The organism is Azospirillum sp. TSH20 (assembly GCF_003115935.1).
In the GTDB taxonomy this organism is placed as follows: Bacteria; Pseudomonadota; Alphaproteobacteria; order Azospirillales; family Azospirillaceae; genus Azospirillum.
Map to the genome: position 1 here is coordinate 27,683 of NZ_LGQU01000112.1, position 24,426 is coordinate 52,108.

General features: G+C 65.5%; 25 protein-coding genes. 6 read left to right on the forward strand and 19 right to left on the reverse strand.

Translation table 11 applies throughout. The annotated features are described in order from the left end of the window. The first annotated feature begins 8 nt into the window (after positions 1-8). The gene (locus TSH20_RS34735) at positions 9-182 is read left to right on the forward strand and encodes a hypothetical protein (protein WP_158280154.1); all 174 of its coding nucleotides are present in this window, start codon (positions 9-11) and stop codon (positions 180-182) included. A gap of 9 nt (positions 183-191) precedes the next feature. Here TSH20_RS34735 and TSH20_RS27470 read toward each other — a convergent pair whose 3' ends face one another. Further along, positions 192-590 (reverse strand): rhodanese-like domain-containing protein, encoded by a 399-nt coding sequence (locus TSH20_RS27470; protein WP_109155560.1) that lies wholly within the window; start codon positions 588-590, stop codon positions 192-194. A gap of 100 nt (positions 591-690) precedes the next feature. Between TSH20_RS27470 and ftrA the strand changes: the two genes are divergently transcribed. Then, positions 691-1,719, forward strand: coding sequence for a transcriptional regulator FtrA (gene ftrA, locus TSH20_RS27475; RefSeq protein ID WP_109155593.1), 1,029 nt, complete (start codon positions 691-693; stop codon positions 1,717-1,719). A gap of 12 nt (positions 1,720-1,731) precedes the next feature. Here ftrA and gloA read toward each other — a convergent pair whose 3' ends face one another. The 16 genes from gloA to aspS form a co-directional block, all read right to left on the reverse strand. Beyond that, positions 1,732-2,127 carry a lactoylglutathione lyase gene (gloA, locus tag TSH20_RS27480; protein ID WP_109151382.1) on the reverse strand — a complete coding sequence of 132 codons (396 nt, stop codon included), beginning with the start codon at positions 2,125-2,127 and terminating at the stop codon, positions 1,732-1,734. 17 nt (positions 2,128-2,144) lie between these two features. Continuing rightward, a complete protein-coding gene (lpxB, locus tag TSH20_RS27485) occupies positions 2,145-3,356 on the reverse strand; it encodes a lipid-A-disaccharide synthase (protein WP_109155559.1) in 1,212 nt (403 codons plus the stop codon). Beyond that, positions 3,353-4,210: a UDP-2,3-diacylglucosamine diphosphatase LpxI gene (gene lpxI, locus TSH20_RS27490; RefSeq protein ID WP_109155558.1), complete on the reverse strand. Its 858-nt coding sequence runs from the start codon at positions 4,208-4,210 to the stop codon at positions 3,353-3,355. Before lpxI ends, lpxB begins: the two co-directional genes overlap by 4 nt. Positions 4,211-4,222: 12 nt before the next feature. Continuing rightward, positions 4,223-5,017 carry an acyl-ACP--UDP-N-acetylglucosamine O-acyltransferase gene (gene lpxA, locus TSH20_RS27495; RefSeq protein ID WP_109151385.1) on the reverse strand — a complete coding sequence of 265 codons (795 nt, stop codon included), beginning with the start codon at positions 5,015-5,017 and terminating at the stop codon, positions 4,223-4,225. Further along, positions 5,014-5,496, reverse strand: coding sequence for a 3-hydroxyacyl-ACP dehydratase FabZ (gene fabZ / locus TSH20_RS27500; RefSeq protein WP_085089229.1), 483 nt, complete (start codon positions 5,494-5,496; stop codon positions 5,014-5,016). The genes lpxA and fabZ overlap by 4 nt, the downstream gene beginning before the upstream one ends. A gap of 215 nt (positions 5,497-5,711) precedes the next feature. Next, the gene (locus TSH20_RS27505) at positions 5,712-6,356 is read right to left on the reverse strand and encodes an OmpH family outer membrane protein (RefSeq protein ID WP_109155557.1); all 645 of its coding nucleotides are present in this window, start codon (positions 6,354-6,356) and stop codon (positions 5,712-5,714) included. Position 6,357: 1 nt separating this feature from the next. Further along, the gene (bamA, locus tag TSH20_RS27510) at positions 6,358-8,697 is read right to left on the reverse strand and encodes an outer membrane protein assembly factor BamA (protein WP_199231857.1); all 2,340 of its coding nucleotides are present in this window, start codon (positions 8,695-8,697) and stop codon (positions 6,358-6,360) included. A 27-nt stretch (positions 8,698-8,724) separates the two neighbouring features. Continuing rightward, positions 8,725-9,858, reverse strand: coding sequence for an RIP metalloprotease RseP (gene rseP / locus TSH20_RS27515; RefSeq protein ID WP_109155556.1), 1,134 nt, complete (start codon positions 9,856-9,858; stop codon positions 8,725-8,727). Between the two features lie 36 nt (positions 9,859-9,894). After that, positions 9,895-11,103 carry a 1-deoxy-D-xylulose-5-phosphate reductoisomerase gene (locus TSH20_RS27520; protein ID WP_109155555.1) on the reverse strand — a complete coding sequence of 403 codons (1,209 nt, stop codon included), beginning with the start codon at positions 11,101-11,103 and terminating at the stop codon, positions 9,895-9,897. Continuing rightward, the gene (locus tag TSH20_RS27525) at positions 11,094-11,906 is read right to left on the reverse strand and encodes a phosphatidate cytidylyltransferase (protein WP_247871105.1); all 813 of its coding nucleotides are present in this window, start codon (positions 11,904-11,906) and stop codon (positions 11,094-11,096) included. Before TSH20_RS27525 ends, TSH20_RS27520 begins: the two co-directional genes overlap by 10 nt. A gap of 19 nt (positions 11,907-11,925) precedes the next feature. Then, on the reverse strand, positions 11,926-12,666 hold the full coding sequence (locus TSH20_RS27530; protein ID WP_109151391.1) for an isoprenyl transferase: 741 nt from the start codon (positions 12,664-12,666) through the stop codon (positions 11,926-11,928). Between the two features lie 6 nt (positions 12,667-12,672). Further along, the gene (gene frr, locus TSH20_RS27535) at positions 12,673-13,194 is read right to left on the reverse strand and encodes a ribosome recycling factor (protein WP_211099754.1); all 522 of its coding nucleotides are present in this window, start codon (positions 13,192-13,194) and stop codon (positions 12,673-12,675) included. A gap of 40 nt (positions 13,195-13,234) precedes the next feature. After that, on the reverse strand, positions 13,235-13,990 hold the full coding sequence (pyrH, locus tag TSH20_RS27540; RefSeq protein WP_109155552.1) for a UMP kinase: 756 nt from the start codon (positions 13,988-13,990) through the stop codon (positions 13,235-13,237). A gap of 67 nt (positions 13,991-14,057) precedes the next feature. Beyond that, positions 14,058-14,990 carry a translation elongation factor Ts gene (tsf, locus tag TSH20_RS27545; RefSeq protein ID WP_109155551.1) on the reverse strand — a complete coding sequence of 311 codons (933 nt, stop codon included), beginning with the start codon at positions 14,988-14,990 and terminating at the stop codon, positions 14,058-14,060. Between the two features lie 149 nt (positions 14,991-15,139). Further along, entirely contained in the window at positions 15,140-15,922 is a 783-nt protein-coding gene (rpsB, locus tag TSH20_RS27550) for a 30S ribosomal protein S2 (protein ID WP_109155550.1), read from the reverse strand. A 241-nt stretch (positions 15,923-16,163) separates the two neighbouring features. Next, positions 16,164-17,990, reverse strand: coding sequence for an aspartate--tRNA ligase (gene aspS, locus TSH20_RS27555; protein WP_109155549.1), 1,827 nt, complete (start codon positions 17,988-17,990; stop codon positions 16,164-16,166). A 343-nt stretch (positions 17,991-18,333) separates the two neighbouring features. Here aspS and rnd point away from each other — a divergent pair, with 343 nt between their 5' ends. Next, the gene (gene rnd / locus TSH20_RS27560; RefSeq protein ID WP_109155548.1) at positions 18,334-19,524 is read left to right on the forward strand and encodes a ribonuclease D; all 1,191 of its coding nucleotides are present in this window, start codon (positions 18,334-18,336) and stop codon (positions 19,522-19,524) included. Between the two features lie 284 nt (positions 19,525-19,808). Further along, positions 19,809-21,095, forward strand: a complete 1,287-nt coding sequence (locus tag TSH20_RS27565; RefSeq protein ID WP_109155547.1) for a hypothetical protein — start codon at positions 19,809-19,811, stop codon at positions 21,093-21,095. 25 nt (positions 21,096-21,120) lie between these two features. Here the strand turns inward: TSH20_RS27565 and TSH20_RS27570 are convergent, their stop codons facing one another. Further along, positions 21,121-21,882, reverse strand: a complete 762-nt coding sequence (locus tag TSH20_RS27570; protein WP_109155546.1) for an SDR family NAD(P)-dependent oxidoreductase — start codon at positions 21,880-21,882, stop codon at positions 21,121-21,123. A 142-nt stretch (positions 21,883-22,024) separates the two neighbouring features. Between TSH20_RS27570 and TSH20_RS27575 the strand changes: the two genes are divergently transcribed. Together TSH20_RS27575 and gmk are read left to right on the forward strand one after the other, a co-directional pair. Beyond that, a complete protein-coding gene (locus tag TSH20_RS27575) occupies positions 22,025-22,891 on the forward strand; it encodes a YicC/YloC family endoribonuclease (protein WP_109155545.1) in 867 nt (288 codons plus the stop codon). A gap of 22 nt (positions 22,892-22,913) precedes the next feature. Then, complete coding sequence (gene gmk / locus TSH20_RS27580) at positions 22,914-23,561, forward strand: guanylate kinase (protein WP_109155544.1); 648 nt, start codon at positions 22,914-22,916, stop codon at positions 23,559-23,561. On the opposite strand, the gene TSH20_RS27585 is transcribed toward gmk, so the two are convergent. Beyond that, positions 23,562-24,293: a DUF6065 family protein gene (locus TSH20_RS27585; protein WP_109155543.1), complete on the reverse strand. Its 732-nt coding sequence runs from the start codon at positions 24,291-24,293 to the stop codon at positions 23,562-23,564. It lies immediately after the preceding gene. Positions 24,294-24,426 lie beyond the last annotated feature (133 nt).

The following is a 24,426-nucleotide window of genomic DNA, read 5'->3' on the forward strand; positions in this document are numbered from 1 at the left end:
ACATCGGAATGGGCGGCTCCAACGGAGCCGCCCAGGACCCGACTGCGTACATCGTTCCGGCCCGGCGGGTGCGTCTGCGCCCGCCGGCCAACGACAACAGGGCGCCACTCGGCTGGCGCGTCCGCCGCCTGATCGTTTATCTGCTGATCCTGGCACTGATCGCCGGGATCGTCTTCATCTGAGGCAACGCCTCAGTTCTCGCACTCCAGTGCGAAGCCTTCGTCGATCCACCCCGTGATGCCGCCGATCATCAGTTTGACCGGCCGTCCAATCCTTGCGAGGCGCAAGGCGGCGCGATCAGCACCGTTGCAATGGGGTCCGGCGCAGTAGACCACGAACAGCGTGCCGTCCGGCCAATCCGCCATCCGACGCTCGGTAATCTTGCCGTGCGGCAGGTTCAGGGCTCCCGGTATATGTCCACGCGCGAATGCTGCCGGTCCACGCACATCGAGCAGAATGAAGTCCGGTTTACCGGATTTCAGCGTGTCGTGAACATCCCAGCAGTCGGTCTCCAGCGACAGCCGCCTGGCAAAGTGAGCCGCCGCAATCTCAGACGGGGCCGCGGGAATTTCGGTGACGAGACTGGGCATGGGGTCCTCGTTGCTGGGGTCTGATTGGACGTGACGCCCCCATCATTCCAATCGCTCCTTCGGCTGGAAAGTGGCGCAACCGCCAGCTATCGTGCAGATCATGCCAATCGCCACGCCCCCGCTGGTCGTCGCCCTCGCCTATGACGGCCTCTGCACCTTCGAGTTCGGCGTCGCCGTCGAGGTGTTCGGCCTGTCGCGCCCGGAACTCGGGCCGGATTGGTACAGATTTGCGGTCGCCGCCCTCGATGCCGGACCGCTGCGCGCGGTGGGCGGCATCCGCGTGGAAGCCGATGGCGGACTCGACCTGCTCGACCAAGCCGGCATCATCATCATTCCGGGCTGGCGCGGCGCACGGGAGCCGGTACCCGGCGACCTGATCGCCGCGTTGCGCCGGGCCAACAAGCGCGGCGCACGGATCCTGTCGATCTGCTCCGGCGCGTTCGTTCTCGCCGCCGCCGGACTTCTGAACGGACGCCGGGCGACCACGCACTGGCGATATACCGCGACGCTCGGTGAACTTTACCCCGATATACGGGTGATGCCCGACGTGCTGTATGTGGATGAAGGCAACATTCTGACCTCAGCCGGCAGTGCCGCCGGCATCGACCTCTGCCTGCATCTGGTCCGCCGCGATTTCGGACCGGAGGCGGCAAACAGCGTGGCCCGCCGTCTGGTCGTCCAGCCGCATCGCGAAGGCGGGCAGGCACAATTCATCGAAACGCCGGTGCCGACCGCCCGCGAAGGAGCCCGCTTGGCTCCCCTGCTCGATCATTTGCGGGAGAGGCTGGCGGAGGAACACAGCCTGTCCGGCATGGCATCGCGGGCGGGGATGAGTGTCCGCACCTTCCTGCGCCGGTTCCAGTCCCTGACCGGCACCACGCCCGGCGACTGGCTGCTGACGGAGCGACTGGGTCGCGCCCGTGACCTTCTGGAATCGAGCAGCCTGCCGGTGGAGGAAGTGGCGACCCTGACCGGCTTCGGCTCCGCCGCCACCCTCAGGCACCATTTCCGCCGCCGGCTGGGACTCAGCCCGGCCAACTACCGCGAACGGTTCCGCCGTGTGGCCGGAACTGCGCCAACGAAAAGGGGCGCGGTCATCACCGACCACGCCCCTCCTCATGACCTTTGACCCAATGGCCGGTCACTTCCTCTCGATCAACTCCACCTTGTAACCATCCGGGTCTTCGATGAAGGCGATCACGGTGGTGCCATGCTTCATAGGACCCGGCGGGCGCGGAATCTTGACACCTTCGGCCGCCAGCTTCTCGCAGGTGGCATAGATGTCCGGCACGCCGAGGGCGATATGACCGTAGGCAGTGCCAATCTCGTACGGTTCCTTCTGATCCCAATTGTGGGTCAGTTCCAGGACCGCAGTGTCGGACTCCTCGCCGTAACCGACGAAGGCGAGAGTGAAGCGGCCGCCCTCATAGTCATTGCGACGCAGCAGCTTCATGCCGAGCAGCCGCGTGTAGAAGTCGAGCGACTTCTCCAGGTCCAGCACGCGCAGCATCGTGTGCAGCAGACGGAATTCACTCATGATCTCTGATCTCCCATTCAGGGTTTGCCCTCCAGGGGCCTGTTCAAGCGTCGCTCCGCAACGACGTTCAGGATCGTACGGGCAGCCCGCTCGCTGGGCGGTGTGTCGCCTTGCCCCAGCCAGCGGGCCACCTCGGCAACGCCATCGATCTGCGCCTGACGTGCCGCCGGATCATCCAGCAGGCGGCCCAGTTCGGTGGCCAGTCTTTCCGGCCGGCAATCCTGCTGCAGCAGTTCGGGAACCAGCATCCGATCGAGCATCAGGTTGACGAGGTTGACGTATTTCACCCGGATCAGACGCCGATAAAGCGCGACCGTCACCGGGTTCAGCCGATAAGCGATGACCGTCGGCAGCCGCGCAAGAGCCAACTCCAGAGAAACGGTGCCGGACGCGGCGAGTGCCGCTTCCGCCGCGGTGAAGGCATCGTATTTTTCGGCGTCACCTTCCAACAGCACAGTTCGAACCGGCCAGTCGGCGATCGCCGCCGCCACCCGGTCGCGTACCGTGGCCACTGTCGGGATCACCGCCACCAAAGTCGGGTGGGTCGGTTGCAACCGCTCCAGCGTTGCACGGAAATCCGGCAGCAGCCGCGACACTTCGCCTTTGCGGCTGCCGGGAAGAACCGCGACCACGCGGTCGGTCGACGCAATCCCGTGACGATTACGGAAGCCGGCACCATCGCCCTTCCCTGCCCCGCCCTCGACCACCGAATGACCGACAAAGGTGCAAGCCAGCCCCTCTCTCTCGAAATAGGGCGGCTCGAAGGGAAGCACAGCAAGCAGATGATCGTAGATGGCGGCATATTTCGCCGCACGCTTCGGCTTCCAGGCCCAAACCGTCGGTGCGACATAGTGGATCAATGGGATGGCGGGTGCCGCCGCACGCACCTTCTTTGCCACGCGCACGGTGAAGCCCGGCGAGTCGATACCGACCACGGCGTCGGGACGTATACGGATGATCTCCGCGACCGTTTGGTCGATGCGACGGATCAGGTTCGGCAGGTGCGGCAGCAGTTCGAAGATGCCGAACAGGGTCAGTTCCGCCATGGGAAAGAGGCTGACCAGCCCCTCCGCCATCATCTTCTCGCCGCCGATGCCGACGAACCTCACCTTTCCGCCGGTCAGCCGCTTGGCCGCAGCCATCAGCCGGGCGCCCAGCGCGTCGCCGGACGGCTCGCCGGCAATCAGGAACAGTGTCGGACCGTCATCGGCCGCAAGCGGGCCACTCATTGCGGAATCTCGATGCCGACAACGAACAGGCCGAGGCGATCCGCCGCCTCGGCCACCGCAGGTCGGTCCACCAGCAGGCTGCCGCCGGCCTCGACCGCGATCCCCCGCAGACCGGCAGCCGCAGCCTTTTCCACCGTGGTGACACCCATGGTGGGAAGGTCGATGCGGCGATCCTGCTTCGGCTTCCTCACCTTGACCAGCACGCCACCGGGCCCCGGACGCGCCAAGGCGGCACAGCGATCGAGCATGGCGTCGGTTCCCTCGATCGCCTCGACCGCCAGAACGATTCCCTGCTGAACCACCGCACCCTGCCCGACGTCCAGCACCCCCATTGCGCGGGCGACTTCGACCGCACGGGCAATGTCCCGCTCCGCGTCCACGTCGGGCGCGAGACGGCCGACCGGTCCGGCAACGGTCAGCAGATCCTTCAGCAGGTCATGCAATCCGACCACACGGAACCCGTCATCCTCGACTTCGCGCACAACGGCGCGCAGCAGGCCGTCATCGCCGAGTGCGCGGGTGCCGACGCGGGCAAGGAAACGCGCGGTGCGCCAATCCGGCATCAGTTCGGTGAAAGAGGGACGCTTCACCGGCCCGGCAAGAACGACCTCTCCCACGCCCTCCTCATGCAGACGCCGCAGGATCGTGCCGGCGGCACCGAAGCGACTCCAGACATGGGGCGCCCCGGCAACCGTCTCGGGATCGGTGTGTCCATCGAAGGCCACGATGAAGACCTCACGCCCCTGCCCGCGCACCGCGTTGGCGATGCGGGCCGGGAGCGTACCGCCGCCGGCCAGGATCGCCAGCTTCGGACCCGCTGGCGGCGATCCGGTGCCTTTTGTTGTATCGGCCATAGGCCGGTCGCCTCAGCTCTCGCGCGGCTGGCAGAGAGACCGGGCTTCCTTGGCCCGGATGAAGGAGAGCACGTCCGAAATCAGCGCACGCTCGCCGAAATCGCGACCGACCTCATCCACCCGCTCGGCGAAGGTCCCCTCCGGACCGAACAGCATGCGATAGGCGGCACGCAGGGCGTGGATGTCATCCTTCTTGAAGCCGCGGCGCTCCAGGCCGACCAGATTCAGGCCAGCCAGCCGGGCGCGGTCCCCCATGACCAGGCCGAAGGGAATCACGTCGTTCTCGACGCCCGACATGCCGCCGATCATGGCATGGGAGCCGATGCGCACGAACTGGCGCACCGCAGACAGTCCGCCGATGATGACATAGTCACCCAGCGTGACGTGACCGCCCAAAGTGGCGTTGTTGGCCATGATGACATGGTCGCCGACGATGCAGTCGTGGGCCACGTGCGAGCCCATCATGAACAACCCGTCGTCACCGACGCGGGTGATCATGCCGCCGCCCTCGGTGCCCGGGTTCATCGTCACATGTTCGCGGATCTGGTTACGGGCGCCGATGACGAGTTCCGATGGCTCGCCATGGAACTTCAGATCCTGCGGCCGGTGCCCGATGGACGCGAAGGGATAGATGACGGTTTCGGCGCCGATGCTGGTGCGCCCGTCGACCGCAACATGCGAAACCAGCCGAACGCCGTCGCCCAGCGTGACGTCGGGACCGACGACGCAGAAGGGGCCGATGCTGACCCCCTCCCCCAGCTTGGCAGCGGGATCGACGATGGCGGACGGATGGATGGTAACGGTCATTTTTCGTCCAGAATCATGGCAGAATAGACGGCTTCAGCGACGAGGACGCCATTGACCTTGGCCTCGCCCTTGAACTTCCACACGTTGGCGCGCTGACGCTGCTTGGTGACGTGGATGTGGATGGTGTCGCCAGGGGTGACGGGGCGGCGGAAGCGAGCCTCGTCGACGGTCATGAAATAGACCAGCTTGCCTTCGGCGTCGGGACCCAGGGTCGCCACGACCAGCACGGCAGAGGTCTGGGCCATCGCCTCGATGATCAGCACGCCGGGCATGACCGGGCGCGACGGGAAGTGGCCCTGGAAGAATGGCTCGTTGATCGTGACGTTCTTCACGCCGGTGGCGCCTTCGCCCAGCGTCACATCGATCACCCGGTCGATCATCAGGATCGGGTAACGATGCGGGATCATCTTCATGATCCGCGTGATGTCGATGTCGTCGATCTTGTTGCTTTGCGCGTTGTTGTCCGCCGTCACGTCCATTGCCCGGCCGCCCGCCTTTCCACCAACCGATAGAGTTCAGCATTCCCTGTTTGAAGGGAACGGGCACCGCCGCCCCGATAAGGAACACCGGTGCCTTATTGTTTGCTCCGCCTTCTTGCCCCATTTCCGCGGCGACCGCAACCGCCGAACCCGGAAACGGAACAGGGCCGCCACCGTCCCCGCTCGGGACGGCGACGGCCCTGTTCAGACAAGCATCACTGCTTGGGGACGTTCAGCGCAACCTGCGGCAGCTTCTTGTTCACGCGCTCCATCACCGCGTCGGTGACGTCGAGCTGCGTGTCGACCAGAACGAACTGCTGGCGAGCCAGAACGAGGTTCGCGCCGCGCTCGCGGGAGATGTCGGCGACCACCTCGACCATCGTCTTGTGAACGACGGCCATCGCTTCGTTCAGGCTGGTCTCCAGAGCGCGCTTGCGGTTCTGAACCGTCTTCTGCACGTCGGCAACCTGCTTTTCGAAATCGCGGCGCTTGTTGGCGAGAGCTTCCGGCGATAGGACGGTCTGCTGCTTGCGCAGTTCGTCCTCGTTCTTGCGGAGCTTGTCCTCCAGCGCGGAAATTTCCTTCTGATAGGAATCACGCAGTGATTCGAAGGACTTGGTGATGCCCTTCGACGCGGCGGATTCCTGCATGATCTTCTGGACGTCGATCACTGCGATGACAGGCGCCTTGAGCTCCGCACCCGGACCCGGGACTTCGGCCTTCGGGGCGTCGGTCTTGGGTGCCGATTGGGCCGGAGCCGCCTGGGCCATGGCCGAGGTCGCGGCAAAGAGGAGACCGGCAGCCGTAACGGCCGACAGGGCGGCGACGCGGAACGGCGTCTTCGACAGGGTGGATTGCATCTTAGAACCTGGTTCCGAAGCTGAAGCGGATAAGCTCTTTCTTGTCGTAGCCTTCCTTGCGGATCGGCAGGGCGACATCGAGCCGGATGGGGCCGAACGGCGACTTCCACGACACGCCGGTGCCGATGGAGACGCGGATGCTCTCGTCATCCTTCACGTTCGGATCGCTGATGTCGGCCTTGCCCAGCGTGCCGACATCGGTGAAGGCATGGCCGAGCAGACCGAATTCCTCCGGCAGGCCGAAGGGGAAGCTCATTTCCACCGAGGCGCGGGCATAGCGCGTGCCGCCCAGCGCGTCGCCGGTCGAAATGTCGCGCGGGCCGATACCGGCGGTGTTGAAGCCGCGCAGCGTGTCGCCGCCGATGAAGAAACGGTCGCCTAGGTCAACCTTCTTGCCGAGGCCGTGGATGTAGCCGATTTCGCCGGTGGTGCTGAGCACCCACTGGTCCTCGCCGAGCGGCAGGTAGTAGCCGGCAGCCAGCTTGTTCCGCAGGAAGCGCACCGACCCACCGAGACCGGCGATGTCATTGGTCAGGCGGACGAAATACCCCTCGGTCGGCGTCAGCTTGCTGTTGCGGACGTCGTAGGTCAACTCCTGGCCGATCAGTGAGGTCAGACGCTCACCGCGCTGCTCCTGGATGTACTTCGACGCGGTGGTCGGCACTTCCTCGATCAGCGTGTCCTGCAGCTGATAGTAAACGCGCTGGCGCAGACGCTCGGTCAGCGGATAGCCGAGGCGCAGGGCGAAGCCGGTGTTCTTCTCGTTGAAGGAGCTTTCATCCTGGTAGTTGTAGCGCGTCCGGAAGATGTCGACGCCAGCCGACAGGTCGCGGTCCATGAAGTACGGCTCCGTGAAGGAGATATCGTACAGCTGGCGCCGGCCGGACAGTGTGGCACCCAGACGCAGATCCTGGCCGCGGCCAAGGAGATTGCGCTCGCGGATCGAGAAGTCACCCAACGGGCCGTCGGAGGTCGAGAAGCCCGCACCGATAGAGATTTCACCGGTGGACTGTTCGGCCACGTCGACGTTGACGACGGTACGGTCCGGCGCGCTGCTCTCGGACGTCGTGATGTTCACGCGCTCGAAGAAGCCGAGATCCTTGATGCGCTGCTCCGACCGCTTCAGCTTCGACGCGTTGAAGGGGTCGCCTTCGGACAGCAGCATCTCGCGGCGGATCACCTTGTCGAGCGTCCGGACGTTGCCGGAAATATCGATGCGGTCAACGAAGGTGCGCGGACCCTCGTTGATCTCGTAGGTGATGTCGATGGTGTGGGTTTCACGATTGCGCGAAATCCGCGGACGGACATCGACGAACGCATACTGTAGATCGCCGACCGCGTTGGTCAGCTTCGTGATGGTGTCTTCCACCTTCTGGGCGTTGTACCAGTCGCCTTCGGTGGTGGTGACGCTGTTCTGCAGAACCGCGGGGTCGAGCTGCTTCAGCGAGGTCTTGATGTCGACCTTGCCGAACTTGTAGCGCTCGCCTTCCTCAATGGTGAAGGTGATGAAGAAATCCGACTTGTCCGGAGTCAGTTCGGCGACCGCCGACACGACGCGGAAATCGGCATAGCCTTCCTTCAGATAGTAGCGGCGCAGCAGGTCGCGATCGTAGTTCAGGCGATCCGGATCGTAATTGTCATCCGACGACAGGAACCGCCACCAAGCGGACTCCTTGGTCTGGATGTTCTCGCGCAGGGTTCCGTCCGAGAAATGCTCGTTGCCGATGAAGGTGATGCCGCGCACGCCGGTGCGCACGCCTTCATTGATCTCGAACACCAGATCGACACGGTTCTGGTCGAGCTGGATGATCTTCGGTTCGACGGTCGCACCGAATCGGCCTTGCCGCCGGTAAATCTCCTGGATGCGTTGGACGTCGGACTGGACCCGGGTTCGGGTATAGACCACGCGCGGACGCAACTGGATTTCCTTCTCCAGCGTATCCTTCTCGATGCGCCGATTGCCCTCGAACGCGATGCGATTGATGATCGGATTCTCCGCCACCGTCACCACAAGCGTGTCGCCTTCGCGCTTCAGCACGACGTCGGCGAACAGGCCGGTGTTGAACAGCGACTTCAGCGACTGGTCGATCCGGTCGGGATCGAACGGGTCGCCGGGCTGGACGGTCAGGTAGGAGCGGACCGTGGAGGGTTCGATTCGCTGGGTGCCTTCGACCCGGATGTCGCGCACCGTACCGCCACTGAACACCTGGGTGACCGTGGACCCGGTGACCGCCTGAGCCCGACCGGGCGAGGCGGCGGTTTGGGCGAGGGCGACAGACACCGTCGTCATGGCGCAGCCGGCCATCAGGCCCGCCACCAGAACTTTGCTCGACACCGGCAAATCACGCTCCCTGGCAAGGGGCTGGCTTTAGGAAACCAGTCCCCGGAAGAAATCGACCACGCGCAATTGAACAAGGTCGTTCCACGTGGCGAAGACCATGAGCGTTAATACCAAGGCCAATCCAATTCGGAAACCGTATTCTTGCGCTCGCGCTCCAACCGGCCGGCCGAGCAGCTTTTCGATGCCGTAAAAAAGCAGGTGGCCGCCATCCAGCATCGGAACCGGAAACAGGTTGATGAGGCCCAGGTTCACAGACAGGAACGTCATGAACCAGACCAGCGGATACCAGCCGGATTGCGCCACCTCGCCCGACATCTGGGCGATGCGCAGCGGGCCGCCCAACTCCTCCGTCCCGCGCGATCCCTGGACCATCTGGCCCAGTGCGGTGAAGGTGCCGGTGATCATGCCTGCGACTTCACGTCCCGCCTGCCAGACAGCGGTCACGGGATCATGACGCATCATGCCGACGCTGCCGCGGCTGATCCCGAGCAGGCCGATCTGGTGAGCGTTGCCGAGTCGGTCGGTGACCGTCTGCGACTCCGGCGTGGCGGTCAGGGTCATAACCCGTCCATCACGCTTCAGTTCGATGGCCAGCGGCTCGCCCGGGCGGATCGAAACGATCTGCCGGATCTCTTCGAATCGCTGAACCCCGGTACCATCGACCGACAGGATCAGATCACCCGGCTGAATGCCGGCGCGTTCCGCCGCACTGCCGGGCTGAATGCCACCGACGTCCGGCGGCGTGAAGGACTGTCCGGCGGTCATGAACAGCAGGGAAAGAACGACGATGGAGAAGACGAAATTCGCGATCGGTCCGGCCGCGACGATGGCTGCACGCTGCCCCACCCGCTTGTGGTGGAAGGACACCGCGCGCTCCTCCGCCGACATGGCGGTCAGATGGGCACCCGGGGTGCTGGCCGGATCGGCATCGCCGAACATCTTGACGTAGCCGCCGAGCGGCAGCGCGCTGAATTTCCAGCGGGTGCCCACCCGGTCGGTGAAGCCGAACAGTTCCGGTCCGAAGCCGATGGAGAAGGTTTCGATCCGCACGCCGTTGCGGCGCGCGATCAGATAGTGACCAAGCTCGTGCACGAAGACGAGCACGGTGAGGACCAGCAGAAAGGCCAGCACCGAGGTCCAGAAACCGCCGATAACGTCCATATCAACCCTTGCGCCTTCCAGCGCCTCGAACGCGGATCATCGGCTGCCAACCGCCGTCGCACCGATGGCCGCAACACGGCAGGCGGCGTCCCGCCTCGCATCCGCGTCGGCCTCCCGCACGGCGGCGAGATCGCGCAGCGGGCGGTGGGGCAACGCCGTCAACGTCTCCTCGACGATCCGTTCGATGTCGAGGAAGCCGATCCGGCGGTCGAGAAACGCCTGGACGGCCACCTCGTTGGCGGCACTGAGTATAGTAGGAGCGCCCCCCCCGCTTTGCAAGGCGGCCCGGGCCAGCCTCAGTGCAGGGAAACGCACGGGATCAGGAGCCTCGAAGGTCAGCGTCGCCGCCTTGACCAGATCGAGCCGCTCCGCCGGCGTGGCGATGCGGGCGGGCCAGCCGAGCGCATAGGCGATCGGCGTGCGCATGTCGGGCGTGCCGAGCTGCGCCAGAACCGAGCCGTCGACATATTCGACCAGCGAATGGATGACCGACTGCGGGTGGACCAGCACATCGATGCGCTCTTCCGGTATGCCGAACAGGAAGTGGGCTTCGATCAGCTCCAGCCCCTTGTTCATCATCGTGGCGCTGTCGACCGAAATCTTGGCGCCCATGTCCCAGGTCGGATGGGCGACCGCCTGCTCCCGCGTCGCAGCCGCCATGAAGGCGCGATCCCTGGTGCGGAAGGGACCGCCCGACGCCGTCAGGATCAGGCGGGCAACGCTGTCGGTACGGTCGAAATCGAAGACCTGGTAGATGGCGGAATGCTCGCTGTCGACCGGCAGCAGCGTCGCGCCGTGGGCCTTCACCTCCTCCATCATCAAGGCGCCGGCGCAGACCAGCACCTCCTTGTTGGCGAAGGCGACGATGGCGCCACGCCGCACCGCTGCGAGCGTCGGCTCGAGACCGGCGGCGCCGACGATGGCGGCCATCACCCAGTCAGCCGGACGCTCCGCCGCGGCGGCAACCGCTTCGGACCCGGCGGCGACCTCGATGCCGGTGCCGGAGAGCAGGCTCTTCAACTCGGCATAGGCGGCGGGGTCGGCGACCACGGCCAAGCGGGCGTTCAACTGCCGGGCTTGCTGAGCCAGCAGAGTGACGTTGCGGTTCGCGGTCAGCGCCTCCACCGGAAAGCGCTCCGGATCGCGGGAGACGAGGTCCACCGTCTGCGTTCCGACCGAGCCCGTGGACCCGAGGATCGTTACGCTACGCGGCGCATCAGGCCCCGCTCCCGCTTTCACCACCATGACAGAACCGATCCAACGGCCGCGTGGAACAGGGCCAGCACCGGGGCCGCGGCCAGAAGCCCGTCGATGCGGTCGAGGATGCCGCCATGCCCGGGAATGAGCTGACCGCTGTCCTTCACATTGTAACGCCGCTTGATCGCCGATTCGAACAGGTCGCCGGCCTGCCCGACCACGGCGACGGCAGCGCCCACCGCCAGAGCGATGTCCGGGCGCGCCGCTCCGAAGGCCAGAGCCACCAGCCAGCCGAAAAGCGCCGAAGACGCCATGCCGCCGATCAGGCCGGCCCAGGTCTTTTTGGGGCTGATGCGCGGCGCCAGCTTAGGTCCGCCTATGCTGCGGCCCGCGGCATAGGCCCCGATGTCGGTTGCCCAGATGGCAATGAGGACGAACAGGAAGAGCGACAGCCCGGACTCCGGCAGATCACGCAGCCACATCAGGCCGGCCATGCCGACAGCGACATAAAGCACGCCAAAACCGAGCAGGTTGCGGTCGGCGCCGCCACCGACAATGGCGGTCAGAACGGCGAAGGCTGCAGCCGCCCCCAGCCCTGCGGCCGGACCGGCGGCGATCTGCGCCATCACTGCCACGAGGATGCCGACCGTCGCCATGATGCGGGCCGGCAAGCGGCGGGCGCTGGGAACGATGCTGGTCCATTCGGACACGGCGACCACCGATCCGAAGGCGATCAGGGCATGGAACACCCAGCCGCCAATCCAGACGGCACCCAGCACGACCGGCGCCATGACCAATGCCGACAGGACACGAACCTTGAGGTCCCCTGCCCTGGATGGCTTGGTCGGCACTGCGAGCGAATCCGGCGTGTCAGCGGGACCCGGCGGTGGTGGCGCCGAAGCGGCGTTCCCGTCGGTGGAACTCTTCAATCGCCGCCTCCAGATCGCGCTTGGTGAAATCGGGCCAGAGCGTATCGACGAAGACCAGCTCGGCATAGGCCGCCTGCCACAGCAGGAAATTGCTGATCCGCTTCTCGCCGCTGGTGCGGATGATCAGGTCGGGGTCGGGTATGTCGGCCGTGTAGAGCCGCGCCGACAGCGCGTCTTCGTCAATGGCCTCAGGCGACAGGCGACCGGCCGCCACTTCTTCCGCCAGCCGGCGAGCCGCATGGACGATCTCCAGGCGCGAGCCGTAGCTGAGAGCCACCACCAGCGTCATCACCCGGTTGTCGCGGGTCAGGCCCTCGGCATTGTCGATCAGCCGGTTGATGTCCTCCGACAGCCGCGTGCGGTCGCCGATCACCCGCAGGCGAACGCCCGCCCGGTGCAGTTCGGCGACTTCGCTGCGCAGGTAGAAGCGCAGCAGACCCATCAGGTCGCTGACCTCTTCCTCCGGCCGGCGCCAGTTCTCCGAGGAGAAGCTGAAGATCGTCAGAGTGCCGATGCCAAGTTCGCGCGCCGCTTCCACGGTGCGGCGGACGGCGTCCACGCCCTTCTTGTGACCGGCGGTGCGCGGCAGGCCGCGCGCCTTGGCCCAGCGCCCGTTGCCATCCATGATGATGGCAACATGCCCTGGGGCCGTGTTGGACCGGTTGTCGTCCGCGTCGCGCATTCCGGATCAGACCTGCATGATTTCCTTTTCTTTTTGCGCAAGCGAGTCATCGACCAGCTTGATGTGCTGGTCGGTCAGCACCTGCACCTTGTCCGCCTGGACCTTGTGCTCGTCCTGGGTGATCTCGCTGGCCTTCTCGGCCTTCTTCAGGCTGTCCATGCCGTCACGACGGATGTTGCGGATGGCGACGCGGCACTGCTCGGCGTACTTGTGGGCGACCTTCGCCAGCTCGGCGCGGCGCTCCTGCGTCAGATCGGGCAGCGGCACGCGGATGACCTGGCCTTCGGCCTGCGGGTTCAGGCCCAGGCCGCTGTCGCGGATGGCCTTCTCGACCGCCTTGGTCATGCCCCGGTCCCACACCTGGACCGAGATCAGGCGCGGCTCCGGAACGGAGACCGTGGCGACCTCGCGCAGGTGCATGCGGCTGCCATAGGCCTCCACCATCACCGGTTCGAGCAGATTGGACGAGGCGCGGCCGGTGCGCAGACCGCCCAGTTCCTTGCGAAACGAGTCAAGCGCGCCTTCCATGCGGCGCTTCAGATCCGATAGGTCGGGCGCAGCCACGGGCCTACTCCCTTTCTTCCGTTATGATGGTGTGCTTGCCACGGCCCTGCATCACTTCGGCGAAGGCGCCGGGCGTGTGGATCGAGAAGACCAGAATGGGAATGTGGTTCTCGCGCGACAGCGCGATCGCCGAAGCGTCCATCACCTGCAGGTCCTTGGTCAGGACGTCCATGTAGGTGAGGCGTTCGTAATGCTCGGCCGTCGGATCCTTCTTCGGATCGGCGGTATAGACGCCATCGACCTGCGTGCCCTTCAGCAGACCGTCACAGCCCATTTCGGACGCGCGCAGCGCCGCGGCGGTGTCGGTGGTGAAGAAGGGGTTGCCGGTGCCGGCGGCGAAAATCACCACCCGGCCCTTTTCCATGTGGCGGACGGCGCGGCGCCGGATATAGGGCTCGCAGACCGTCGCCATGGGAATGGCCGACTGCACCCGCGTGCTGACGCCCATCCGTTCGAGCGCGCTCTGCATCGAGAGCGCGTTCATCACGGTGGCGAGCATGCCGATATAGTCGGCCGAAGCACGCTCCATGCCGCTCGCCGCACCCTTCACACCCCGGAAGATGTTCCCCCCGCCGATGACCAGACAGACCTGGACGCCGAGCCCGATGACCGCCTTCACCTCGTTGGCGATGCGATTCACCATCTCCGGGTCCAGACCATAGTCGCGCTGACCCATCAGCGCTTCGCCCGACACCTTGAGGAGGACGCGCTTGTAGCGGACGCCCTCGGCCGGCGCGGTGGTCCCGGTGGTTTCGACCATGGGGGGAACGCTCCCTTGCTGTTTCAGAATGCGGCGTACGGACCTTTAGCGTTCGACCTTACCGGTCTCAGCCCTGACCGCCGGCAGCGGCAGCGACCTCGGCGGCGAAGTCCGACTGGGCCTTCTCGATGCCCTCGCCCAGCGCGAAGCGGGTGAAGGCCGTGACCTTGACCGGAGCGCCGATGTCCTTGGCGGCGTTCTCCACCACCTTGCGGACCTTGGTCTCGCCGTCGATCACGTAGGTCTGCTCCAGCAGGCAGACTTCCTCGTAGTACTTGCGGACGCGGCCTTCGACCATCTTCTCGATGATGTTCTCCGGCTTGCCCGAAGCGCGGGCCTGCTCGGCCAGCACGTTGCGCTCACGCTCCAGCGACGAGCTGTCGACATCGGCGATGTCCAGCGCGTCCGGGCGGGCAGCGGCGATGTGCATGGCGATCTGCTTGCCGAGGTCGGCCAGCTTGGCGGTGTCGCCGGTCGACTCGAGAGCCACCAGAACGCCGATCTTGCCCAGGCCCGGCGCGATGGCCGAGTGGACGTAGCTGACGACGACACCGGCCGAGACCGACAGGGTGACGGCGCGGCGCAGGTTCATGTTCTCGCCGACGGTGGCGATCAGGCTGGTCAGCTCATCCTGGGCGGTGTGCGAGGTGCCCGGATAGGTGGCGGCCTTCAGTGCCTCGACGTCGCCGGCAGAGGTCAGCGCCAGCTCGGCGGCATTGGCGGCGAAAGCCTGGAACTTGTCGTTGCGGGCAACGAAGTCGGTCTCGGCGTTCACCTCGACGACGGCACCCTTGGTGCCGGCGGTGGCGACGGCGACCAGACCCTCGGCGGCGACGCGGCCCGACTTCTTCGCAGCGGCGGCGAGGCCCTTCTTGCGCAGCCAGTCGACGGCGCCCTCGAGGTCGCCCTGCGTCTCGTTCAGCGCCTTCTTGCAGTCCATCATGCCCGCGCCGGTCTTCTCGCGCAGTTCCTTGACGAGCGAGGCGGTAATCTCGGCCATGTTGCGCCCTCTTCCTTCCAAGCGATCCGGCAGGCGGATCGGATTGAGTCACAAAGTCAAAACGGGTGGCAACCCAGAAAAAAGCCAGCCCATAAAAAAGGCAGCCGGGCCATAGGTCATAAGGCCCGGCTGCCCTTGAACCGTCAGGGTCAGGCCTGGGCGGTCTCGGCGGCGGTCTCTTCCTCCGGCAGCTGCTCGGCCGGAGCGTCCTCGGCGGCGCCGACGTCGATGCCGGCGGCGCTCATCTCGGCCTGCAGGCCGTCAAGCACGGCGCCGACCGTCAGGTCGCAGTACAGCTCGATGGCGCGCAGGGCGTCGTCGTTGCCGGGGATCGGGAAGGCCACGCCGTCCGGATCGGAGTTGCTGTCGAGGACCGCGATGACCGGGATGCCCAGCTTGTTGGCTTCCTTGACCGCGATCGACTCCTTGTTGGTGTCGATGATGAAGATGACGTCCGGGAGGCCGCCCATCTCCTTAATACCGCCCAGCGCACGCTCCAGCTTGTCGCGCTCGCGGGTCAGCTCCAGCACTTCGCGCTTGGTCAGGCCCGAGGTGTCGCCACCCAGACGCTCTTCCATCTCGCGCAGGCGCTTGATCGACTGGGAGATCGTCTTCCAGTTGGTCAGCATGCCGCCGAGCCAGCGGTGGTTGACGTAGTACTGACCGCACTTGGCGGCAGCCTCGGCAATGCGCTCCTGGGCCTGGCGCTTGGTGCCGACGAACAGGACGCGGCCACCGCCGGCGACGACGTCACGCACGGCCTGCAGGGCGCGGTGCAGCATCGGGACGGTCTGCTCGAGGTCGATGATGTGCACGCCATTGCGGACGCCGAAGATGTACTGGTTCATCTTCGGGTTCCAGCGGCGGGTGTGGTGACCGAAGTGGACACCGGCTTCCAGCAGCTGGCGCATGGTGAAGGTGGGCATGGTCATGTGGAAAAAATCCCTTTTTCCGGTTGCTCCGCCGCGGGCATTGTCGACGGCGCATGGAAACCATGGCTGAAGACACCGGATCGGGCCATCGGAGTAAAACCGAAGGTCCGCCAGCCCGCGTGAGGTTTTGACGACGGCGCTTACATAGCCCCGCACGCGCATGTTGACAAGGAAAAAGGCCACCCGGACCAGCGTCCGGATGGCCTTTTCAGCAAACCGCCAAGGACCGGTGAAAGTTCCTTTACGCCTGCGGCGCGGACGGGGCGGCGACCTTCGGCTTCGGCAGGTCGAGCTTCAGGTGCAGTTCCTTCAGACGGGCGGTGTCGACCGGTGCCGGGGCCTGCATCAGGAGATCTTCGGCGCGCTGGTTCAGCGGGAAGGCGATGACCTCGCGGATGTTCGGCTCGTCGGCCAGCAGCATGACGATGCGGTCGATACCCGGGGCCGAACCGCCGTGCGGCGGGGCGCCCAGCTTGAACGCGCTCAGCATGCCGCCGAATCGGGCTTCCAGCTCCTCCGGTGGATAGCCGGCGATCTCGAAGGCCTTGTACATCACCTCCGGCAGGTGATTACGGATGGCGCCGGACGACAGTTCGACGCCGTTGCAGACGATGTCGTACTGGTAGGCCTTGATGTCGAGCGGGTTCATCGTCTCCAGCGCCTTCAGGCCGCCCTGGGGCATGGAGAACGGGTTGTGGCTGAAGATGACCTTGTTGGTCTCCTCGTCCAGCTCGTACATCGGGAAGTCGACGATCCAGCAGAAGCGGAAGGCGTTCTTCTCGATCAGGTCCAGCTCCTCGCCGATGCGGGTGCGGGCGAGGCCGGCCAGCTTGGCCGCCGGGCCCACCTGATCGCAGACGAAGAAGATCGCGTCGCCATCCTCGAGACCGGCCAGCTCACGCAGGGCGGCCTGGGCGGCTTCCGGCACGAACTTGGCGATCGGACCCTTGCCGCCGCCGGCTTCCATGACGATGTAGCCGAGGCCGGGGGCGCCGAGACCGCGGGCCCAGTCGTTCAGCTTGTCGAAGAAGCTGCGCGGACGATCGGAGACCTTCGGGGCGCGGATGGCGCGGACGACGCCGCCCTTCTCCAGCGTCTGCTTGAAGGCGCGGAATTCCACGTCGTCGCGCTTGAACACCTCGGTCACGTCGGTGATGACCAGCGGGTTGCGCAGGTCCGGCTTGTCGTTGCCGTACTTCAGCATCGATTCGGCGAAGGAGATGCGGCGGAAGGGCAGCCCGTCGATGACCGGCTTCGACTCGCGGCGGAAACCGCCGAACTCTTCGAAGATGCCGTGCAGCACCGGCTCGATGGCGGCGAAGACGTCTTCCTGGGTGACGAAGGACATCTCGAAATCGAGCTGGTAGAACTCGCCCGGGCTACGGTCGGCGCGGGCGTCCTCGTCGCGGAAGCAGGGGGCGATCTGGAAGTAGCGGTCGAAGCCGGCGACCATCAGCAGCTGCTTGAACTGCTGCGGCGCCTGCGGCAGGGCGTAGAACTTGCCGGGATGGTTGCGGCTGGGCACCAGATAATCGCGCGCACCCTCGGGCGAGGAGGCGGTGAGGATCGGCGTCTGGAACTCGGTGAAGCCCTGGTCGATCATGCGGCGGCGCGCCGAGGCGATCACGCGCGACCGCAGCATGATGTTCTCGTGGATGCGCTCGCGGCGCAGGTCGAGGAAGCGGTAGCGCAGGCGCACGTCCTCGCCGGCATCGGTGTCCTGGTTGACCTGCAGCGGGATCTGCTCCGCCTCGCCTTCCACGGTCAGCTCGGCGATCTGCAGTTCGATGCGGCCGGTGGGCAGCTTGTCGTTGATGGTCTCGGCCGTGCGCTTCACCACCTTGCCGGTGACGGTGATGACCGATTCCAGCTTCAGCCGGTTGGCGACCTCGAAGGCCGGGTTGGAGGTATCGACCACGCACTGCGTCAGGCCGTAATGGTCGCGCAGGTCGATGAACAGCAGCTGTCCATGGTCGCGCTTCCGGTTCATCCAGCCCGACAGGCGGACGGTTTCACCGGCATTCTCTTCACGAAGCTGGCCGCAGGTGTGCGTGCGGTAGGGGTGCATGGGTCGAAACACCTTGAAAAGGGCGGAATCCGGCGGAAAAAGCGGTTCGACACACCACACCGGACGCGCGCGAAAGTCAAGCCGCGATAGGGTGCAGCGCAGTGCGGCGGGAGCCCGGATGGAACGTTTGGAACGGTTTGAAACATCCTGGACCACCCTGTTCAACCGTTCCATCCGCCGGCAGGCCGGCTGCCGAACCGCAGTTTAACACCGCCGTGGCCGTGGGATAAGCAGAGCGGGAAAATCCGGCCTGCCGCCCGCCCGACATATCCTTTTGCAACGCGCATCGGCTCCGCACGTCGGCGGACTTTCGCGCACCCGCACGGTCGTGTATGAAGCAACCATGACGCTCATCACGACAACCGACGCCCTTCAGGCCTTCTGTCAGTCGCTGGCAGGGGCCGAGTACATCACGGTCGACACCGAGTTCCTGCGGGAAAAGACCTATTGGCCGCAACTGTGCCTCGTGCAGGTCGGCGGGCCCGACGGCGCGGTCGCCATCGACCCGCTGGCCGAAGGCATCGACCTGGCGCCGCTGTTCGCGCTGATGAGCGACCCGTCGGTGCTGAAGGTGTTCCACGCCGCCCGCCAGGATGTGGAGATCTTCTGGCACCTGTCCGGCCAGATCCCGCATCCGCTGTTCGACACCCAGGTCGCGGCGATGGTCTGCGGCTTCGGCGAGAGCGTCGGCTACGAGACGCTGGTGACCAAGCTGGCCGGCGCCCGCATCGACAAGTCCAGCCGCTTCACCGACTGGTCGCACCGGCCGCTGACCGACCGCCAGCTGACCTACGCCCTGTCCGACGTCATCCATCTGCGCCCGGCCTATGAGAAGCTGAAGCGCCGCCTCGCCCGCTCCGGTCGCTCGCACTGGCTGGAAGAGGAGATGGCGATCCTGACCGATCCGGCGACCTATCAGGTCGATCCGGAAAGCTCCTACATGCGGCTGAAGGTGCGGACCAACAAGCCGCGCTTCATGGCCATCCTGAAGGAGCTGGCGGCGTGGCGCGAGCGCGAGGCCCAGCGCCGCGACCAGCCGCGCTCCCGCGTGCTGCGCGACGAGGCGCTGCTGGAGATCGCCGCCCACGCGCCGACCACCGTCGACGACCTCGCCCGCACCCGCGGACTGGGCCGCGGCTTCGCCGAGGGACGCCAGGGCGCCGACGTGCTGTCTGCCGTGCAGGCGGGACTGGACCTGCCGGACAGCGCCCTGCCCCGTGTCGAACCGCGCGAGGAACCGCCGCCCGGATTGCAACCGATCGTCGAATTGTTGCGCGTGCTTCTGAAGATGAAGTGCGACGAGAACAATGTCGCGGCGAAGTTGGTGGCGTCCTCATCCGATCTGGAGGCGTTGGCGGCCGATGATCGGGCAGAGATTCCGGCGATGCAGGGCTGGCGTCGCGAACTGTTCGGCAATGATGCGCTCGCATTGAAGCACGGAAAGATCGGACTTGCGGTCATAGACCGTCGCGTCCGCATCGTTCCTGCTGGCGAACCGCGCCAGACGACCGATTCGGCCGAATCCGAAACTTGACCTTTTCGGATGGCGTCGCTTCGATGATTGCGGCGCCTTTTGCGGCGGTCCGGGTGCCTCCTGCGCCCGGACTTTAGCCTTAAGGGCTTTTTAAAGAAAGTTACCGTTAAGATCGGTTCGGCTTCGTAGGATCGGACGGATCAGGCATGCCCGGCCGGTTCGCGGGCCGCCGGAGTCGGCCGGGCGGAAGCGCCCGGACGCAAAGCAAAAGGCTGCCGGACAACGAGCGGCCGAAGACATGGGTGGTTGGCAGGCGTGACGCTTGTTGTGGGAGTGAGCAAGGTATGAGCAGGTTTGGCGGCAGACCACCTCTGGGACGGGACCGTGTCCGGCTTTCCACCACGGAAAAGCAGGCCGCCGTCGCCGCCGCCAAGGACCAGAAGCCGGAATTCGACAACGACAAGCTCCTGAACCTGCTGCGGTCGGCGAAGAACGAATTGCAGGGCATGCGGCTGATCCACATGCATCTGTCGCTTCTGAAGGACCGCGATCCGACCAGCCAGATGATGGTCCGCTCCATCATCCAGGAACTGGCGACCAAGGCCTCCTATCTGCAGTCCTTCAACATTTCCAACGGCGATGTCATCGTCCTCTACAAGGGGCTGAAGCTGACCGGCGTCACCGACGTCTGCCAGACGGTGGAACAGGTCTTCCTGTCGAAGACGACGCTGACCGGGCCGAACCCCTACAAGGAATATTCGCTTTATTCGATCATGGAACTGGCGTTGAACTTCATCAACGTCATCCGTTTCATCGAAGAACTGCAGGCGAACGAGACCGGGCAACACGTCACCGAGACCAAGCCGCCTATCACGCTGGAAGAATTGGGCAAGCTCGAACGCTCGATGCAGATGTTCGACCTGTCGCCCTTTCTGTTCAACCAGGGCATCGCCAACATCGGCGGCGGCGATGCGGAGATGGAGTATTATGAACTCTACATCTCCATCAAGCTGCTCCAGGAGCGGCTGTGCCCCGATTACGACATCACCGCCAACAAGTGGCTGTTCAACTACTTCACCGCCAATCTCGACCAGTCGGTGCTTCGCGCGCTGAACCATGGGCTGAGCTTCATGCGCGGGCGGCGGATCGGCATCAACATCAACCTGTCGACCGTCATTTCCACCGGCTTCGTGAAGTTCGACGAGCGGCTGCCGATCGATTTCCGCGGGCAAGTGGTTCTGGAGGTGTCGAAGGGTGACCTGATCGAGAATCTGTCGCTGTTCAACGAGGTGGTGGAGTTTGCACAGGACCGCCGCTATCAGATCGCGGTGGACGGGCTGAACCCGTTCTGGGTGACGAATTTCGATCTGGAATATCTGAACGCCGACTATGCGAAAATCTTCTGGTCCAACGACATGCTGGAGATGGACCCGCAGTTCGAGAAGTATTTCCGCGACCGCATTGCCGAGCAGGACCGCTGCAAGTTCATCCTGGCGCGCTGCGACAGCGTGACCAGCCTGGTTTATGCCCACAAGATGGGGATCAATCTGGTCCAGGGCCGCGCGGTCGACAACATCATGCGCAAGGGCGTCAGCGTCCGCGAGGCCATCGCACACGCCAAGGTGGATTGAGGCCAAGGTGGATTGACGGCGGCGCTCACGGCTTCCGCGGCGCCTGCCGCAGCAGACCGTCGGTCCAGGCCGGGGGAAGCAGGGCCAGCAGCCAGACGGCGGCCACCATCGGCCAGGGAAAGGCGATTCGCGCCTTGTTGCGCTCCAACCCACGGCGGATGACGCGGGCGGCGGGATCGGTTTCCATCAGGAACGGCATAGGGAAGCGGTTCACCGCGGTCATCCGGCTTTTGACGAAGCCGGGGCAGATCACCGACACGCCGATCCCCTCCCCCGCCAGATCGCCGCGCAACGCCTCGCCATAGACCCGGACCATCGCCTTGCTGGCGCAATAGGCCGGCGCGCCGGGAAGGCCGCGGAATCCCGCAAGCGACGCCATGATGGCGATTTGGCCGCGCCGCCGCGCCCGCATCGCCGGAAGCAGCGGATGAATGCTGTTCAGCACGCCGTCGATGTTGACCGCCAGGATGCGCCGGGCCTGCTCCTCCGTCTCACCGCCGTCGCTGGTGCCGGCCGACATGCCGGCGTTGGCGATCAGCAGATCGACCGGCGTTGCGGCATCGACCTGAGCCAGCCAACCGGCCATGGCGGCACGGTCGGCCACATCGATCACCGCCGTCTCCACAAGGGCGCCGGCGGCGCGACAGCGCCCGGCCACCGCCTCCAACCTCGCGGAGTCGCGCCCGGTCAGCGCGAGCGTCACACCGGGCGCTGCATAAAGGGCTGCCAGGGCCTCGCCGATGCCGCTGGAAGCGCCGGTTATGACGATGGAGCGCGGCTGTTTCATGGAGGTTCCGCCCTGTTCGCCGGCTGCCCGATGGCGCCGAAGCTTGTTGTGGGGTGATGTCACGTTTATAAGCACGAAACAAATCGACACCGCTTTTCAAATGAGGCCGCCTTTGCCAGCCCATCGCCCCGTCATTGCCAGCATGACCGGTTTCGCGCGCGTCGACGGGCACGGCGACGGCTATTCCTGGACCTTCGAGGCCAAGAGCGTCAATGGCCGCAGCCTGGATCTGCGCTGCCGCCTGCCGTCGGGCTTCGACAGCGTCGAGGCGGTGGCGAGAGCCGAGTTGCCCAAGCGGCTGGCCCGCGGCAACGTCAACCTGACGCTGACCGTCAACCGCGCCCAGGCGGTCTCCCAACTGCGCATCAACCGCGAGCTTCTGGCCCAGGTTCTGGAGATCGCGCGGGAGATCGAGGGGGCTGGCGCCGCCCCGCCGCGGCTGGATTCGCTGCTGGCGGTGCGCGGCATCATCGAGCCGGTGGAAGAGGATGAGACCGAAGCGCGCGAGCGCGTCGAATCGGCGCTGAAGGGCGATCTGGCCAAGCTGGTCGACCAGCTGGTGGTCAACCGCCTTGCCGAAGGTGCGCGCATTGCCGAGGTTCTGAACGGCCATCTCGACGAGATCGCCCGGCTGGTGGACGCCGCGTCGGCCTGCGCCTCCACCCAGCCGGAGGCGCTGCGCGAGAAGCTGCGCGCCCAGGTCGCCGCGATCCTCGGCTCCTTCCCCGCCCTGTCGGAAGACCGGCTGGCGCAGGAGGCGGCGATCCTGATCGGCAAGGCCGACGTGCGCGAAGAGCTGGACCGGCTGCGCGCGCATATCCAGGCTGCGCGCGACCTGATGGCGGAGGGCGGGGCCATCGGCCGCCGGTTTGACTTCCTGTGCCAGGAGTTCAACCGCGAGGCCAACACGCTCTGCTCCAAGTCGGCGGACGTCGAACTGACCCGCATCGGCCTGTCGCTGAAAGCCTCGATCGAGCAGCTTCGCGAGCAGGTCCAGAACATCGAGTAATCATCAACACCGAGTGAGCGCCATGGCTGCGACCAACACCTCCCTGATCCACCGGCGCGGCCTGATGCTGGTGCTGTCCTCCCCATCGGGTGCCGGCAAGACCACCATTGCCCGCGGCCTGCTGGAGCGCGATGCCGGCATCACCATGTCGGTATCGGTGACGACCCGGCCGATGCGCCCCGGCGAAGCCGAAGGGCTGGATTACTATTTCATCGACCAGCAGCGCTTCGATCGCATGGCGGAGACCGGCGATCTGCTGGAACATGCCCGTGTCTTCGGCAACTGCTATGGCACGCCGCGAGTGGCGGTGGAGGATGCGCTGGGCGCCGGCCGCGACGTGCTGTTCGCCATCGACTGGCAGGGCGCGCAGCAACTGGCGCAGAACGCCCGCGACGATCTGGTCAGCGTCTTCGTCCTGCCGCCATCGGTCGGTGAGTTGGAACGCCGCCTGCGCGGCCGTGGCCAGGATTCGGAGGAGGTCATCGCCAACCGCATGGCGAAGGCCTCCAACGAGATCAGCCACTGGCCGGAATACGACTATGTCATCGTCAACAGCGACGTGAATGAAAGCATCGCCGCGGTGGAAGCGATCCTGCACGCCGAACGGCTGCGCCGCCGCCGTCAGGTCGGCCTGCCGGAATTCGTGCGCAGCATTCAAGACACGCTGTAACTACTTGTCTGGAAACGGCTTCGCCCGGACCTTGATTTCGTGGCCGGGCGGGCCGTCGCTACCGTCCGGCTGTTTGCCGCGGTAATAGCCCTTTTGCCAGCGTTCCTGCGCGGCGGCGCTTCCCGGCGTCTGCAGGTCATTGTTGAACTGGCTGCGCGAGGCTGCCCAGGCACGGTACTGCGCCGCCGTCTCCGGATCGCTGTCGAGGTCGCGGACCTCCGGCGTCAGGCATTCCACCAGACCACGCTGGATCGGCATCAGATGGGCGAAGGGTTCGCCCTTCTCCCAGGTGACCGGCACGCCGGGCGCGGTGAATTTCCAGTTCATGGTGAAGGGGTACGGTGACCAGTCGGTTTCAATGATGCCCGACAGGCCCATGATGCCGTGCTTCGGCTGGTTCAGCGGTCCGGTGACCATCAGGTTGACGCCCGGCGGCGTGCGGAACAGAGCCGCGACGTGGAAGGTCAGCACGCCGCTGCCGAAATGGCTGGCGGGAAGCAGAGGGTGCTGCTCCTCCGCAGTGACGGTGATGGCCTCCAACCCGGTGCCGCCGTCCCACACCGCCGTCACCCCCACGGGGCAGCAGACCTCCCACCCATGCATGCTGGCGATGTTGAGCGGCAGGCAGCGATAGCCGTACTGCTCCGGCAGGGCATCGATCCAGTCGCGGGTCGGACGGGCCGGGCGGATGTCGGGCAGCACGCCCGAGAGCGGATAAGCGGTCAGCGTCATGGCGCCGCATCCTGCCAGACTTCGCCATCCGGTGTAACCCTGAGGCTGGCGATGGTCACAACCAGCCGCCTGTCCATCCGGATTATTCCTACTCACCCGTTAGAGATTACGCGGTCGCGGAGTACCCAAGTAT

Bases quoted from the DNA above. Each gene is read 5' to 3' on its own strand.
- TSH20_RS34735 (WP_158280154.1), top strand. From the start codon at position 9: ATGGGCGGCTCCAACGGAGCCGCCCAGGACCCGACTGCGTACATCGTT.
- TSH20_RS27470 (WP_109155560.1), bottom strand. From the start codon at position 590: ATGCCCAGTCTCGTCACCGAAATTCCCGCGGCCCCGTCTGAGATTGCG.
- ftrA (WP_109155593.1), top strand. From the start codon at position 691: ATGCCAATCGCCACGCCCCCGCTGGTCGTCGCCCTCGCCTATGACGGC.
- gloA (WP_109151382.1), bottom strand. From the start codon at position 2,127: ATGAGTGAATTCCGTCTGCTGCACACGATGCTGCGCGTGCTGGACCTG.
- lpxB (WP_109155559.1), bottom strand. From the start codon at position 3,356: ATGAGTGGCCCGCTTGCGGCCGATGACGGTCCGACACTGTTCCTGATT.
- lpxI (WP_109155558.1), bottom strand. From the start codon at position 4,210: ATGGCCGATACAACAAAAGGCACCGGATCGCCGCCAGCGGGTCCGAAG.
- lpxA (WP_109151385.1), bottom strand. From the start codon at position 5,017: ATGACCGTTACCATCCATCCGTCCGCCATCGTCGATCCCGCTGCCAAG.
- fabZ (WP_085089229.1), bottom strand. From the start codon at position 5,496: ATGGACGTGACGGCGGACAACAACGCGCAAAGCAACAAGATCGACGAC.
- TSH20_RS27505 (WP_109155557.1), bottom strand. From the start codon at position 6,356: ATGCAATCCACCCTGTCGAAGACGCCGTTCCGCGTCGCCGCCCTGTCG.
- rseP (WP_109155556.1), bottom strand. From the start codon at position 9,858: ATGGACGTTATCGGCGGTTTCTGGACCTCGGTGCTGGCCTTTCTGCTG.
- TSH20_RS27520 (WP_109155555.1), bottom strand. From the start codon at position 11,103: ATGGTGGTGAAAGCGGGAGCGGGGCCTGATGCGCCGCGTAGCGTAACG.
- TSH20_RS27530 (WP_109151391.1), bottom strand. From the start codon at position 12,666: ATGCGCGACGCGGACGACAACCGGTCCAACACGGCCCCAGGGCATGTT.
- frr (WP_211099754.1), bottom strand. From the start codon at position 13,194: ATGGAAGGCGCGCTTGACTCGTTTCGCAAGGAACTGGGCGGTCTGCGC.
- pyrH (WP_109155552.1), bottom strand. From the start codon at position 13,990: ATGGTCGAAACCACCGGGACCACCGCGCCGGCCGAGGGCGTCCGCTAC.
- tsf (WP_109155551.1), bottom strand. From the start codon at position 14,990: ATGGCCGAGATTACCGCCTCGCTCGTCAAGGAACTGCGCGAGAAGACC.
- rpsB (WP_109155550.1), bottom strand. From the start codon at position 15,922: ATGACCATGCCCACCTTCACCATGCGCCAGCTGCTGGAAGCCGGTGTC.
- aspS (WP_109155549.1), bottom strand. From the start codon at position 17,990: ATGCACCCCTACCGCACGCACACCTGCGGCCAGCTTCGTGAAGAGAAT.
- rnd (WP_109155548.1), top strand. From the start codon at position 18,334: ATGACGCTCATCACGACAACCGACGCCCTTCAGGCCTTCTGTCAGTCG.
- TSH20_RS27565 (WP_109155547.1), top strand. From the start codon at position 19,809: ATGAGCAGGTTTGGCGGCAGACCACCTCTGGGACGGGACCGTGTCCGG.
- TSH20_RS27570 (WP_109155546.1), bottom strand. From the start codon at position 21,882: ATGAAACAGCCGCGCTCCATCGTCATAACCGGCGCTTCCAGCGGCATC.
- TSH20_RS27575 (WP_109155545.1), top strand. From the start codon at position 22,025: ATGACCGGTTTCGCGCGCGTCGACGGGCACGGCGACGGCTATTCCTGG.
- gmk (WP_109155544.1), top strand. From the start codon at position 22,914: ATGGCTGCGACCAACACCTCCCTGATCCACCGGCGCGGCCTGATGCTG.
- TSH20_RS27585 (WP_109155543.1), bottom strand. From the start codon at position 24,293: ATGACGCTGACCGCTTATCCGCTCTCGGGCGTGCTGCCCGACATCCGC.